The 13,554-nt window shown below is 69.5% G+C and carries 10 protein-coding genes; 7 read left to right on the top strand and 3 right to left on the bottom strand.

What is annotated here, in order from left to right; translation table 11 throughout:
- Window positions 1-64: 64 nt before the first annotated feature.
- The gene (locus ACGH7X_RS13305) at window positions 65-661 is read right to left on the bottom strand and encodes an acyltransferase (RefSeq protein WP_399884959.1); all 597 of its coding nucleotides are present in this window, start codon (window positions 659-661) and stop codon (window positions 65-67) included.
- A 176-nt stretch (window positions 662-837) separates the two neighbouring features.
- On the opposite strand from ACGH7X_RS13305, the gene ACGH7X_RS13300 reads away from it, so the two are divergent.
- From ACGH7X_RS13300 to obgE, 4 genes are all read left to right on the top strand, one after another.
- On the top strand, window positions 838-1,320 hold the full coding sequence (locus ACGH7X_RS13300) for a hypothetical protein (protein ID WP_399884957.1): 483 nt from the start codon (window positions 838-840) through the stop codon (window positions 1,318-1,320).
- A 245-nt stretch (window positions 1,321-1,565) separates the two neighbouring features.
- Window positions 1,566-1,886: a 50S ribosomal protein L21 gene (gene rplU, locus ACGH7X_RS13295; RefSeq protein ID WP_007449531.1), complete on the top strand. Its 321-nt coding sequence runs from the start codon at window positions 1,566-1,568 to the stop codon at window positions 1,884-1,886.
- Window positions 1,887-1,900: 14 nt separating this feature from the next.
- Complete coding sequence (gene rpmA, locus ACGH7X_RS13290) at window positions 1,901-2,155, top strand: 50S ribosomal protein L27 (protein WP_003976205.1); 255 nt, start codon at window positions 1,901-1,903, stop codon at window positions 2,153-2,155.
- Window positions 2,156-2,266: 111 nt separating this feature from the next.
- The gene (obgE, locus tag ACGH7X_RS13285; RefSeq protein WP_399884955.1) at window positions 2,267-3,709 is read left to right on the top strand and encodes a GTPase ObgE; all 1,443 of its coding nucleotides are present in this window, start codon (window positions 2,267-2,269) and stop codon (window positions 3,707-3,709) included.
- 27 nt (window positions 3,710-3,736) lie between these two features.
- Here the strand turns inward: obgE and ACGH7X_RS13280 are convergent, their stop codons facing one another.
- Together ACGH7X_RS13280 and ACGH7X_RS13275 are read right to left on the bottom strand one after the other, a co-directional pair.
- Window positions 3,737-5,125, bottom strand: a complete 1,389-nt coding sequence (locus ACGH7X_RS13280) for a glycosyltransferase family 2 protein (protein ID WP_399884953.1) — start codon at window positions 5,123-5,125, stop codon at window positions 3,737-3,739.
- A 132-nt stretch (window positions 5,126-5,257) separates the two neighbouring features.
- Window positions 5,258-6,259 carry a CDP-alcohol phosphatidyltransferase family protein gene (locus tag ACGH7X_RS13275; RefSeq protein ID WP_399884951.1) on the bottom strand — a complete coding sequence of 334 codons (1,002 nt, stop codon included), beginning with the start codon at window positions 6,257-6,259 and terminating at the stop codon, window positions 5,258-5,260.
- Window positions 6,260-6,769: 510 nt separating this feature from the next.
- Here ACGH7X_RS13275 and ACGH7X_RS13270 point away from each other — a divergent pair.
- From ACGH7X_RS13270 to ACGH7X_RS13260, 3 genes are all read left to right on the top strand, one after another.
- Window positions 6,770-11,179, top strand: coding sequence for a glycosyltransferase (locus tag ACGH7X_RS13270; RefSeq protein WP_399884949.1), 4,410 nt, complete (start codon window positions 6,770-6,772; stop codon window positions 11,177-11,179).
- A 7-nt stretch (window positions 11,180-11,186) separates the two neighbouring features.
- Window positions 11,187-12,155, top strand: a complete 969-nt coding sequence (gene galE / locus ACGH7X_RS13265) for a UDP-glucose 4-epimerase GalE (protein WP_399884947.1) — start codon at window positions 11,187-11,189, stop codon at window positions 12,153-12,155.
- 162 nt (window positions 12,156-12,317) lie between these two features.
- Window positions 12,318-13,541: a glycosyltransferase family 2 protein gene (locus ACGH7X_RS13260; RefSeq protein WP_399884945.1), complete on the top strand. Its 1,224-nt coding sequence runs from the start codon at window positions 12,318-12,320 to the stop codon at window positions 13,539-13,541.
- The last annotated feature ends 13 nt before the right edge of the window (window positions 13,542-13,554 follow it).

Genomic DNA, 13,554 nt, shown 5'->3' with positions numbered 1-13,554 from the left:
CCGTGGCCCGCAGGAAGGCTCCTGCGGGCCACGGGCCGTTTCGCGTACGCGCGTGTCGGCCCCGTCAGGCGTCGCGCTCGGTGAGGACGCCGTCCTTCTCGTCGTACAGTGCACCCGTCTCCGGGCACTGCCACACCTCGGACTCCTTCTGCACGAGCTTGTGCCCGGCACGCCCCACCCAGCCGGTCTGCCGGGCCGGCACTCCCATCACCAGGGCGAAGTCGGGCACGTCCTTGGTGACGACCGCACCGGCGGCGACCATGGCCCAGCGGCCCACGCGGACCGGGGCGACACACACCGAGCGTGCCCCCACGGACGCCCCTTCGGCCACCGTCACGCCGACGGCCTCCCAGTCGCCGCCACGCTTCTGCCGGCCCTCGGGGTCGACGGAACGGGGGTTGTGGTCGTTGGTGAAGACGGCGGCGGGGCCGACGAAGACGCCGTCTCCCAGCTCGGCCGGCTCGTAGACGAGGGCGTAGTTCTGCACCTTGACGTTGTCGCCCATGCGCACGCCAGTGCCGATGTACGCGCCCCGCCCGACGACGCAGCCCTCACCGAGGCGGGCCTGCTCGCGGATCTGCGCGAGGTCCCAGACGCTGCTCCCCGTACCGATCTCGGCACTCGCGTCCACCTGGGCACTGGGCTGGACCCTGTAGTTCACTCTTGTTCGCCTTCCGTCCACTGTCCCGCTTCGCCTGCCGAGCATACGGGGACGGCAGTGGGCCTCCTCCCGCCTGGCGTCGTGCAGGGAAGCCTTGGCCGAATCCCTCCTGTCAGTCACCAGCAGTTCCCAGAACAGGAACCGGGATCGCCCCCACCGTGATACGACAATGCGTCATGATCATCATACGAACCGTGTTCGCGCGCCGTCGTCTGTCAGCTCTGCTGGCCGCCATGGTGGGGATCGTTCTGTTCTCCGCTCCTCAGGCCCACGCCAGTGACACCGTGAAGTGGAAGCCGGTGTCCACGAACTCGAACTGGAGCTGCGGGGCGTACATAGGGCACAACGACAGAGCGCACATCAAACTCAAGGCGTGCATCGTGACCAACAGCTCCGGAGGTGCACAGGCGGTGCTCGTCGTCCAGAACGCGGGGACTTCGGACCAGTACCTCAGCAAGGGCAGAGTGATCTTCGAGTCTCAGCTCGGGGGCGACGTCTGGTGCGCACCCACCAACCTCGCAGCGGGGAGAACCGCGGGGTGTTACGCGCCCACGGTGCAGGTGGGCAACTGTTGGCGCACCAGCAGCGCCACGGTGGAACTGACCCTCACCAGGGTGACCGCCGCGACGGCCAACGGACAGTACGTTCCCTGCGGCTGATCCGCTCCACGACGGGGCACCGCCGTCAGCCACGGCACAGTCGGCCGCACCGGACCCGGTTTGACCCCTCTGGCCGGGCCCCGTAACCTGGATCGTCGGCGTGTCGACTGACGCGTCACATCCCCGTAAACCTCTTTCCCTTCCGGGTGTGGGCCTTCGCGGCCCCGGCCGGGAGAGGCTGCCCGTGTTGTACCGGGCAGCTGGACTGCGGGGGTGCCGTTTCCGAGCGAGAGAGTGAGATCCGCGTGTACGCCATCGTGCGCAGCGGTGGTCGCCAGCACAAGGTTGCTGTCGGCGACATCGTTGAGGTTGACAAGATTTCCACCGCCCAGGTAGGCGACACGGTCGAGCTCTCGACCCTGCTCGTTGTCGACGGCGACGCTGTGACCAGCGACCCGTGGGTGCTGGCCGGCATCAAGGTCCAGGCCGAGGTCGTGGACCACCACAAGGGCCAGAAGATCGACATTCTGCGCTACAAGAACAAGACCGGCTACCGCCGTCGTCAGGGCCACCGCCAGCAGTACACGGCGATCAAGGTCACTGAGATCCCCGCGGCTGCGAAGTAAGGGACTGAGGAGACATGGCACACAAGAAGGGCGCATCGTCCACCCGGAACGGTCGCGACTCCAATGCCCAGCGGCTCGGCGTGAAGCGCTTCGGCGGTCAGGCCGTCAACGCGGGTGAGATCCTGGTCCGCCAGCGTGGCACCCACTTCCACCCCGGCGCCGGCGTCGGCCGTGGCGGCGACGACACGCTGTTCGCCCTGCAGGCCGGTGCGGTGCAGTTCGGCACCCACCGTGGCCGCAAGGTCGTGAACATCGTTCCGGTCGCCTGATCGGACACTTTCGCGAGGCGGGCCTCACTTCCCCCAGGGGAAGCGGGTCCGCCTTTCGCGTGTTGACCAAGAGACATTCCCGGCAGTAAGTAGTAACTGGAGGCACATCCCATGACCACCTTCGTGGACCGCGTCGAGCTGCACGTCGCCGCGGGTAACGGAGGCCACGGCTGTGCCTCCGTCCACCGTGAGAAGTTCAAGCCGCTCGGCGGCCCGGACGGCGGCAACGGCGGCCGGGGCGGCGACGTGATCCTCACCGTCGACCAGTCGGTGACCACGCTCCTCGACTACCACCACTCCCCGCACCGCAAGGCCACGGGCGGCAAGCCAGGCGAGGGCGGCAACCGCTCCGGCAAGGACGGCCAGGACCTGGTCCTGCCCGTACCCGACGGCACCGTCGTCCTCGACGGCGCGGGCAACGTGCTGGCCGACCTCGTCGGCCACGGCACCTCCTACGTCGCGGCCCAGGGCGGCCGGGGCGGCCTCGGCAACGCGGCACTCGCCTCCGCGCGGCGCAAGGCGCCCGGCTTCGCGCTGCTCGGCGAGCCCGGTGACCTCCAGGACATCCACCTGGAGCTGAAGACCGTCGCCGACGTGGCGCTGGTCGGCTACCCGAGCGCCGGCAAGTCCTCGCTGATCTCCGTGCTGAGCGCGGCCAAGCCGAAGATCGCCGACTACCCCTTCACGACGCTCGTCCCGAACCTGGGCGTGGTGACGGCCGGCGAGACCGTGTACACCGTCGCGGACGTCCCCGGACTCATCCCCGGTGCCAGCCAGGGCAAGGGCCTCGGTCTGGAGTTCCTGCGGCACGTGGAGCGGTGCAGCGTACTGGTGCACGTCCTGGACACGGCGACGCTGGAGTCCGAGCGCGACCCGGTCTCCGACCTGGACATCATCGAGGCCGAGCTCAGCGAGTACGGCGGCCTGGACAACCGGCCCCGGATCGTCGTCCTCAACAAGATCGACGTACCCGACGGCAAGGACCTCGCCGAGATGGTCCGGCCGGACCTGGAGGCGCGCGGCTATCGGGTCTTCGAGGCGTCGGCGGTGGCCCACATGGGCCTCAGGGAGCTGTCCTTCGCGCTGGCCGAGCTGGTCGCCCAGGCGCGTGCCGCGCGGCCCAGGGACGAGTCCACGCGGATCGTCATCCGGCCCAAGGCCGTCGACGACGCCGGGTTCACCGTCACCCGCGAGGAGGACGGCCTGTTCCGGGTGCGCGGCGAGAAGCCCGAACGCTGGGTGCGCCAGACTGACTTCAACAACGACGAGGCCGTCGGCTACCTCTCCGACCGGCTCAACCGCCTCGGTGTCGAGGACAAGTTGATGAAGGCGGGCGCCCGCAACGGCGACGGCGTGGCCATCGGCCCCGAGGACAACGCGGTCGTCTTCGACTGGGAGCCGTCGGTGACGGCCGGTGCCGAGATGCTCGGCCGCCGCGGCGAGGACCACCGCTTCGAGGAGCCGCGTCCCGCCGCTCAGCGGCGCCGGGACCGGCAGGCCGAGAAGGACGAGGCGGACGGCGAGTACGCGGAGTTCGACCCCTTCTCCTCGTAGGAGACGTGCTCGCGGCGCCGCCGCCGGTCAGCCGGACGTTACCGGCTCCGGCAGCGGCCACGTCATCGCCGACAGGTCGACCCAGCCCGGCAGCGCCTCCACGCGCGGCAGCGACAGCGTCAGCACGCCACCCTCGGAGATCCGCAGGGTGGCCACGTTGAGCGTGGACGCCGGCAGCGTCTGGAGCAGCGCGACACCGCGATGAGTGCGGGCCGGGCTCACCGCGGTGTCCAGTACGGCGCTGATCGGCGTCGTACTGGAGGTCCAACGGGAACCGAATCCGGCGCCGTCGAGTGGGGTGACCGCACCGCTGAGTTCGACGCGGTCGCCGTTCAGCCGGTAGCGGGGCGGGCCGTCATGGGCGGTGACTGCGGGGTTGAGCGGCAGGTCCCGCCACTCGCGATCGGCCGGCCGGTCGTCCTCGGACAGCAGTGGCCGGGGAGCGGCGAGCCAGTCGCCGAGACCGTCCGACTTCGCCGCCGTCTGCAGTGCCGCGTCCCGGCGGCTCGCGACGAACTCCCGCAGCACGTCGTCGCGGATACCCCGGTAGAGCCGGCCCACGTCGGGCAGGAGTGCCGCGAGATCGAGTTCGGGCGGAGCCTCGGGCAGCCTTCTGAGGAAGCCGAGATAGGTGAAGGCCGCGTAGCGCTCCATCAGCCGTCGCACTTCGGGGCCGTGGCGCCCGCCCACGTCGAGCAGGTGCAGGTTGAGGTCGAGATGGTCGCGGTAGTTGCCCACGTTCCGCCGCAGCGAGTCCATGATCGACGAGCCGTCGCCGCGCTGCCGGTAGAGGTAGACGGAGCGGTCGAGCAGGTTCACGCGACGTGCCGACAGCAGGCACGGGATGCTGAACCACGCATCCTCGAACAGCACACCTTCGGGGAAGACGGCCTCGGTGCGCCGCAGGAACGGCACGGAGAACAGCTTGTTCCACACGCTCGCGGAGAAGACCAGGTCCGGGTAGTCGGTGATGCTCTCGACACACCGGTCGCCGCCGCCGAAGTAGCGCTTCCAGCGGCCGTACGGCCGCAGCGGCACATTGGTGAAGTCCGCCACGACCAGGTCGGCGTCGTTGGTCCGGGCGGAGGCCAGCATGGCCGAAAGCCCGTCGGGCACCAGCACGTCGTCGGCGTCGGCGAACGCCACGTGTCCGGCGCGGACCTCGCGCAGACCGCGATTGCGGGCGGCGCCGGGGCCCTTGTTGGGCTGGGTGATCAGCCGCACGTGCGGATGCCGGTCGGCGAACGTGGCGAGCAACTCGTGCGTGCCGTCCGTCGACCCGTCGTCGACCAGGATCACCTGGGTCCGGTCGAATCCGTCCAGGGCGGCGACCGACGCCAGGAAGGCGGACAGATGCTCCACCACGTTGTAACAGGGCACGATGAGGGCGGCGTCGTACGCGTGCTGGTCCGTCACCGAAGGCTCCAGTACTGAGAGTGCGGGGGAGGGCGGGCGCCCTTCGACGGCCGGGACCGGGAACACGCCGACGCCGGTCTCCAGGATGCTGGGAGACCGGCGCCGCGGTGTACCGGGTACGAGGGGAGGGCGTCAGGCGTCGGCCGGGGCCCCCACCCTGACCTGCTCCGGCGCGTCGGCCGCGTGCTCGGCCAGGATACGGTTGTACGAGGCCATCGCACGCTCGAAGTCGCGGGTCGACAGCATCAGCTTGTAGATGATGGCGAGTTCGAACAGCACCAGCAGCGCACCGGCTGCGATGGTCACACCCATGATCGCGCCCACGAGCGGGCCGATGATGAACACCGCCATCTGGAACTCGATGCCACTGACCAGATGGGTGCGGATGCGGCGGTTGATCAGGAAGTCGCGGATCTTCGTGTACTGGGTGAACCGGCGGACGAACGACTGCTGCGTGACGGCGCCCAGCGACGGGACGTCGGCCTGGTCGGCGGACGAGTGGTCCTCCGCCTTGTCGTCGTCGACGGCTTCGACGCCGTCGGGCTCGTTCCTGGCCTCGGCGGCGATGCGGTCGGCCAAATCCCCCTGGGGCGCGGGAGCCTGGGTCACCTCGGCGACCTGCCCGGCAGCCTGCAGGAGCTTGGCACGCATGCCCTGGCGCACCTTGAAGATCTGCAGCGCGTCGATGTAGCGGAGCGCGTCCAGGAACACGACGACCAGGGCCAACCAGACGTAGGCCACGTCGCCGGTACGCTCGTACTGGCCGTTCATGAGGGCGATGGCGCAGATGAGGACCCGGATGCGGTCGAAGACGTAGTCGAGCCACGCGCCGAACTCGGATCCGTTCCCGGTGAGGCGGGCCAGCTTCCCGTCCATGCAGTCCAGGATGAAGCTGACGTGGTATATGGCCGCGCCGACGGCCAGCCACAGCCACTCGCCCTGGGCGAAGCAGACCGCCGCACCTATACCGAGCACGAGCGCCGCCCACGTGATCTGGTTCGGCGTGACCCTGGTCCACTTGGCCGTCCACCGCACCAGCGGCGTGGCCACCGGATCGACGAGGAGGACGGTCCACCAGGCGTCCCGCTTCTTCTCAGTGAGGCGGCGCACTTCCGCGAGCGGAGGTATGTCCATGGTTAGGAGGAAGCCCTTTCAGGGGTTGCCCTCGGCGAGACACCGAGGGGCACGCGGGGGTGGTCGGTCGTGCCACGGACGCGGATGGGTGGATCCATTGAGGGCTCACCGGTGAAGACACCGCCCGCGTACCACGGTATCCACCAGTGAAATGTCACCGCTGTGTGGGCCGGGCGCGGCCAACCATACGCCGTTCTCTCAGACTTAAGACAATGGTCTACCGCGGATGGTTGCGGTGCTCACGGACTCTTGTGTTGTGAATCACAAACGGTTGGCCGATAGGCAGGCTTGTGCCCGACTTGGGGGCATTTTTCGGTGGGGTTGACACATCAGGTGAGTTAATCTGCTCAATAGTCAGTCGCTGCCCCGCGATGCTCGGCCTTTGCCGCCCGACACGGCCCCGTGGCTCGGTCCCTCCGGGAGTCCCCTTGCCGCGCGAGCCGAGGTTCGGGCGCCCTCCACGGGGTGGGAGCTGCGATCTCGACTTTCATCCCTGGTACTGGAGGCGTGATGTCCCCGCGCGTGGATGCTGTACCGAGCATCACCGTCATCGTCCCCGCGTATAACGCAGCGGCCACCCTTGGCCGGGCCCTCGACTCCCTGGTCGTGCAGACATGCCAGGATCTCGAGGTCCTGGTCGTGGATGACGCCTCCCAGGACAGCAGCCGGGTGGTCGCGGAAAGTTACGCGGACCGAATCCCACGCCTGAGGCTCATATCCAGGCAGACCAACAGCGGGGGCGTGGGTGCCCCCCGAAACGACGGAATTCGTGCCGCACGCGGCGAATACGTCATGTTCCTCGACTCCGACGACGAACTGCCAGTCAAGGCGTGCGAGCTGCTGCTGGAGTCGGCCCGGAACACCGGTGCGGACATCACCGCCGGCCGCGCCAACCGGGTCAACCCGCAACGCGGCACGACGCACGTGTGGCAGCCCCTGCTCTACGGCGCCGACCGGAGCGTGGACGGCATCCGGAACTGGCCCGAGCTGATCAACGACCCCATCGCCGCGGCGAAGCTCTACCGACGGGACTTCCTGCTCGGGAACGAGATCTTCTTCCCCGAGGGCCTCTTCTACGAGGACACCTTCTTCTCGGCCAAGTCCTACACGCTCGCGTCCGGAATCTCCGTCCTCGCCGAACCGGTCTACCGGTGGATCTGGGAGGACGCGCAGGACGGCTCGGCCTCGATCACCAACCGGCGTGCGGAGATCCGCAGCATCTCCGACCGGGTCGAGGTGCACCGGCGGGCGGACGCGTTCCTGCGTGACGCCGGCGCCGAGGAGGTCAAGACCTACAAGGACGCCCGCTTCATCAGCCATGACGTCCGGCTCTACGGCAAGGAGCTCCGGTCCGGCGACGAGCGGTTCCGCACCGCCTTCCTGGACATCGTCTCCGAGTACCTGACCGAGATCGACGAGCGGGCCTACGCGCTGTGCGGGCCGCTGGACCGGGTACGCGCCTTCTTCCTCCGGCACCGGCTGGCCGACGCCGCCCTCACGGTCAGCGACTTCGAGCAGCGGCGCGGCGTCCTGTCCACCGACCTGGTGCGCCGCGGGGACCGTGTGTACTGGTCGGCCCGGCACGCCGATCTCCCGGACGCGGACAAGCACCTCGACGTGACCGAACTCGGCCTGCAGGACGAGAAGTTCGAGAACTCGAAGCTGTTCAACGAGATCACTTCCCTTGTCGTCGAGGGCGAGACGCTCACGTTCGAGGGCCGGATCCTCAACCAGTTCCAGCGCTTCAAGCCCGACGATGCCCTGCGGCTGGTGCTGCACGTGCGCGCCAAGGACACGGGCGAGCGGGTCGTCGTAGACGTGCCGGACGTGCGAGTGGACGAGTCCCACGTCACCTACCGGGTCTCCCTCGACAGCGGTGCGGCCGCGACGGTGCTCTCCTCGCACAGCCTCGTCAACCTGAACCTTCAGGTGCATTGGGAGGGACGCAAGCACACCACGGCCCTGTGCGTGCGCGACGTCGATCTCGCACCGCTCGACCACGTGCTGAAGCCCGTCGGCCGGTGGGCGGACATCACGGGCAGCGGCAACCTCGTCTGGCGCCCCCTCGACCAGAGCGTCGCCAAGACGTCCACTCGCGAGGCGCCGAGCCCGGAACACTGGCAGTGGTGGCGCACGCGCGAGTTGCCGGCGCAGGCCGCCGCGCCCGCCGCGCCCGCCGCGAGTGTCGTGGTCTTCTGCACCGGATACGGCGACGACACACTGCGGGCCGCCCTGAACTCCCTGGCCTGCCAGGAGGAGTTCGGCCGGACGCAGGTGCTCCTGGTCACGGCCGGTGCGGACCCGGACGCGCCGGCCGCCGTCGAGTTCGCCGACCGCTACGACAACACGAGCATCGTCCGCGTCGACGACACCCGCGCCGCCGGGGACGTGCCGCAACCGGTGCTCGAGCGGCTGGCCGGACCGTACGCGGCCTTCATGGACGGAGCCGGTGTCCTTTCCCAGGGCGCGCTGACCAGACTCCTCGCCGAGGCGGCCACGGACGACCCCGACGTCGTCGTCGCCGACACCTGGAAGGACTCGGAGGCGCTGGGCGAGGCCGACACGTTCCTGCGGACGTGCTTCGCATCCGGTGACCGGACCGTCGGCGACCTCACCAACGCCCCCGAGCTGCTCTTCGCCGCTTCGCCCGGCGGCAAGTTGTTCCGGTCCGACCTGCTGCGTGAACGCGGCTTCCACGTCGGGGACGGCCGGGACCTCGAGCACATCACCTCCGTGGCCACCATCCTGCTGGCCGCGCGCCGCATCCGTGTGACCGGTGCGCTCGTGTACGGCGTCACCGACGAGGCCAGGGCGGGATTCGCCACCCGGAACCGCCTCGAGACCGCCCGGGACCTGCTGGCCCTGTACCAGTCGCTGCTGGACGCCCACGCGGCCTCGGGGGAGGAACAGCGGGCGGCGCTCCAGCGTTTCGTGGCCGGAAGCTTCCACCCGTACCTGGTGAGCCTGCCCAAGGCGGGGGTCGTCGAAGAGCTGGAGGCGCTCTTCCCGCGGCTGCGGACCCTCTACCGGGACATCCCGGACGACATCGTCCTGGAGTGCGCCGGCCCGAACGCCTCCCTCCTTCCGCACCACGCCGTGAAGGCGGGCAACACCGGACTCTTCACCCGGCCCTTCGAGGAGCCCCGCTTCCTGCCCGAACTGGCCGTCGCCGGGCCCGTGGTCCACCGCCGGACCGAGGGCGACGTGGACGACTCCACGCTGCTGCGCGTCAGGACCCTGTCGGCCCAGGCGGAGGCCGTCCGGGGCGTCGACGACGTGCTGCGCGTCGAGGGATTCCTCGCCCTCGACCAGGTCGACATCGGTGAGGACTTCGGCAACCGACTGGAACTCGTGTTCGGCGCGCCCGGCGGCCGGGAGCACGCCGTGCGGGCGCGGCAGGTGTACCGGCGCGACCGCTGGCACGTCCGCAAGCAGCAGGACCTGTACAGCGGCTGGCGGGCCGAACTCGGCCCCGACGAGCTGTCGGCGCTGCACGGGGGCGCGTACTCCCTGTCGGTGCGACTGCACGGACCGGGCGGCTTCGTCGACATCCCGGTGACGAGCCGGCCGGCCTTCCACCGCTTCAAGGGCGTCGACCGTATCGGCGCCTTCCGCTACGAGGTGTCGACGGACCCCGAGGGCACGGCCCGCATGAGGGTCGCCCGGAGGCGGTCGGCCGCGGGCGTCGCCGACAGACTGCGCCGCCTGCGCGGTGAGGCCGGCCGGATCGCCACCCGCAAGCCCGGCTGGCTGCTGCGGCTGCTCTACTGGCTCACCCGGCCCGTCCTCGGCCGTCGTGACATCTGGATCGTCGGCGAGCGCCACGACACCGCACAGGACAACGGCCACCACTTCTTCCGCTGGGTGCGCCAGAACCATCCCCGGCGCAACGTCTACTACGTCATCGACGCGCAGGCGGCCGACCGGGCCAAGGTCCAGGACTGCGGCAACGTCCTCGCCCTCGGCTCGCTCAAGCACCGGCTCTACCTGCTCAACGCCACGCGGCTGATATCGCCGTACGACCTGGAGGCGTACCTCGCGCCGCCCAGCATGAGCAAGCTCAACTACCTGCGCGTCTACGGCGACCTGCTGAAGTACCGCCGGGTGTTCCTCCAGCACGGCGTGACCTACAACGACGTGTCGCAGTCCGCGCACCGGCAGGCCACGAGCGTCGACCTGTTCGTGGCCGCGTCCGAGGACGAGGCCGCGTACATCCGCGAGGAGATGGGCTACGCGCCCGACGAGGTGCAGGCCCTGGGCTTCCCCCGGTTCGACAAGCTGCAGCCCGTCGAAGGACCGCGCACCGTGCTGCTCATGCCGACGTGGCGACGCGACATCGTGGTGCCGTCGTACAACCGCAGGCTGCGGCCGCGGGTCCAGTTCGCGGCCTCGGAGTACTTCCGGTTCTTCTCGCAGCTGCTGGAGGACGAGCGGCTGCGGGCCGCGCTGGAGCGCGCCGACGTCAGGCTGGAGTTCTACCCGCACTACGAAATCCGCCCGCACCTGCGTCACTTCAAGGTCGACCACCCCAACATCACCGTGGCCGACCAGACCAAACGCGGTGTGCAGGAGGCGATGAAGGAGTGCTCGCTCCTCGTCACCGACTACTCGTCCGTCTTCTTCGACGTGGCCTACATGGGCAAGCCCCTCGTCTACGTGCCCTTCGACGAGGACGACTTCTACGGCCGGCACTACCGCCGCGGCTACTACGACCTGACCCGTGACGGGTTCGGACCGGTGTGCCGGACGGTGGAGGGGGCCGTCGACGAGATCGTCGCGGCGGTCGACCGCGGCTTCTCGGTCGGTGAGCCGTACGCCCGGCGCGTCGAGCACTTCTTCGGCCAGCGCGACACGGAGAACTGCGCACGCGTCTTCCAGGCCATCGACGGGCTGGACACGCGGCGCCACGGAAAGGGATGACCCAGGCATGTGGATGATCACGGGCGGCGCCGGCTTCATCGGAGCGCACGTCGTGCGCGCGATGACCGAAGGCGGCCAGCAGGTCATGGTGTACGACGACCTCTCGACCGGCAGCCGGGACCGCGTGCCCGAAGGCGTGCCCCTGGTGGTCGGGAGCGTGCTCGACGGGAGCCGGCTGGCCGCCGCGATCCGTGAGCACGGTGTGACCGGTGTCGTGCACATCGCCGGCAAGAAGCAGGTGGGCGAGTCGGTGGAACGCCCCCTGTACTACTACCGGGAGAACGTCACCGGTCTGCAGACGCTGCTGGAGACGATGACCGCCACCGGAGTCGACCGGCTGGTCTTCTCCTCGTCGGCGGCCGTGTACGGCATGCCGGACGTCGAGCTGGTCACCGAGGAGACCGACTGCCGGCCGCTCAGCCCGTACGGCGAGAGCAAGCTTGTCGGCGAGTGGCTGATCAACGCCTCGGCCCGGGCCCACGGCCTTCGCAGCGCCTCCCTGCGGTACTTCAACGTCGCCGGTTGTGCCACCCCCGAACTGGCCGACACCGGCGTGTTCAACCTCATCCCCATGGTCTTTGAACGCCTGGAGGCCGGCGAGGCACCGCGGATCTTCGGGGACGACTACGCCACCCCCGACGGCACCTGCGTACGCGACTACATTCACGTCGAGGACATCGCCTCCGCCCACCTGGCGGCCGCCGTCCGGCTGGAGGAAGCGGCGAAAGGCACCGCCCTCACGCTCAACGTCGGCCGGGGCGAGGGCAGTTCCGTACGCGAGATGGTGGATCGCATCCTCAAGGTCGCCGACCGGCAGGGCGTCGACGCCGAGGTGACCGACCGCAGGCCCGGCGACGCCGCCCGCGTCGTCGCGTCCGCCGACCGGGTCCGCGAGGAACTCGGCTGGTCGGCCCGGTACGGCCTGGACGACATGATCGAGTCGGCCTGGCGGGGCTGGTGCCGCCGGCACGCGTGACCGGTGCTCGTCGGGCACTGTGCCTGGCTTCGAACCGTCCCAGGACCCGATCCGGCCGTTACATGATCTTGAAAAGACCGTTGGCCCGGTGAAACTTAATCCCCCCAGAAGCACAGATAAGGTGATCTCACCTATTTTCTTGTGTTCTCTGGGGGGAGACAAATGGGCATTGACTCGCCCAAAGTGTCGGTGATTATTCCGGTCTACAACGCGGTCGACCATCTGCCCGAGTGTCTGCGGTCGATCGTCGACCAGACGATCGGCTTCGCGAACATCGAGGTCGTCGCGGTCGACGACGGCTCCACCGACGGCAGCGGTGCCCTGCTCGACGCGTGGGCGGAGCGTCACCCCGGGCGGATCCGGGTGATGCGTCAGGCGAACTCCGGTGCGCCGGGCGGGCCCCGCAACCGAGCCATCGGGAGGGCCGGGGGCGAGTTCCTGTTCTTCGCCGACCCCGACGACTACCTGGGCACCGAGGCGCTGGAGCGCATGGTGGCCGCCGCCGAGCGCAACGACTCCGACGTGGTGCTCGGAAAGATCAAGGGCGTGGGACGCAAGGCGCCCGCCACGCCGTTCCGGGAGAACGTCGAGGGCGGTGACATCTTCACCACCAAGGCCGTCTGGACGCTGACCGCGCACAAGCTCTTCCGACGCTCCCTGGTGACGGAGCACGGGCTGCGGTTCGCGGAGGGCCTTCGCCTGGCCGAGGAGCAGGTGTTCGTCGTGCCGGCCTACCTGCACGCCAGGTCGATCTCCGTGGTCTCGGACTACGACTGCTACCACCTGGTGCGGCGTGACGGCTTCCCGCACCTGACCCAGCAGACCCCCGACCCGGTTCCGTTCTTCGGCAACGTACGCGACGTGCTGGACATCGTCACGGCGCACGTCCCGCCCGGCGAGAAGCGCAACACGCTCCTCTACCGCTGGCTCAGCCTCGAGGTCCTCGGCCGCTTCGGCAACGGCTTCGCCGGGCTCCCGCAGGAGACGCGTACGCAGTACGTGAAGCTGGTCGACGAGCTGCTGCGGGACTTCTTCCCCAAGGAACTGGTCGACGAGCTGCCGCCGCTGGCCAGGCTGCGCTGCCTGCTGATCTCCCAGGCACGCATCGAGGAGCTCACCGCCCTGACCACCCTGGTCCCCAAGCCCAAGCCCAAGCCCAAGCCCAAGGCGGACTCCGCGCCGCAGCCCGCGCCGGTGCCCGCGCAGACGTCGGCCTCGGCGGCGACGAACCCCGCGCCCGCCGCGGGCACGGCCCGGATCAACGTGCGCCCGGCGCGGGGCCGTTCCGCACTCGCCAGAATCCTGGCCGTCGGCCGCCGCCGGATCCGGGGCCGGCGCGTCGACTCCAGCCCCGGCCCCGCCACCGAACCCGTTCGGGCTCCCTGAGACGTGCTCCCGG

Source organism: Streptomyces sp. BBFR51, assembly GCF_044591655.1.
Classification (GTDB): domain Bacteria; phylum Actinomycetota; class Actinomycetes; order Streptomycetales; family Streptomycetaceae; genus Streptomyces.
The sequence above is the reverse complement of the archived record's forward strand: the minus strand, read 5'-3'. Positions and strand labels throughout refer to the sequence as shown.

Bases quoted from the DNA above. Each gene is read 5' to 3' on its own strand.
- ACGH7X_RS13300 (WP_399884957.1), top strand. From the start codon at position 838: ATGATCATCATACGAACCGTGTTCGCGCGCCGTCGTCTGTCAGCTCTG.
- rpmA (WP_003976205.1), top strand. From the start codon at position 1,901: ATGGCACACAAGAAGGGCGCATCGTCCACCCGGAACGGTCGCGACTCC.
- obgE (WP_399884955.1), top strand. From the start codon at position 2,267: ATGACCACCTTCGTGGACCGCGTCGAGCTGCACGTCGCCGCGGGTAAC.
- ACGH7X_RS13275 (WP_399884951.1), bottom strand. From the start codon at position 6,259: ATGGACATACCTCCGCTCGCGGAAGTGCGCCGCCTCACTGAGAAGAAG.
- ACGH7X_RS13270 (WP_399884949.1), top strand. From the start codon at position 6,770: ATGTCCCCGCGCGTGGATGCTGTACCGAGCATCACCGTCATCGTCCCC.
- galE (WP_399884947.1), top strand. From the start codon at position 11,187: ATGTGGATGATCACGGGCGGCGCCGGCTTCATCGGAGCGCACGTCGTG.
- ACGH7X_RS13260 (WP_399884945.1), top strand. From the start codon at position 12,318: ATGGGCATTGACTCGCCCAAAGTGTCGGTGATTATTCCGGTCTACAAC.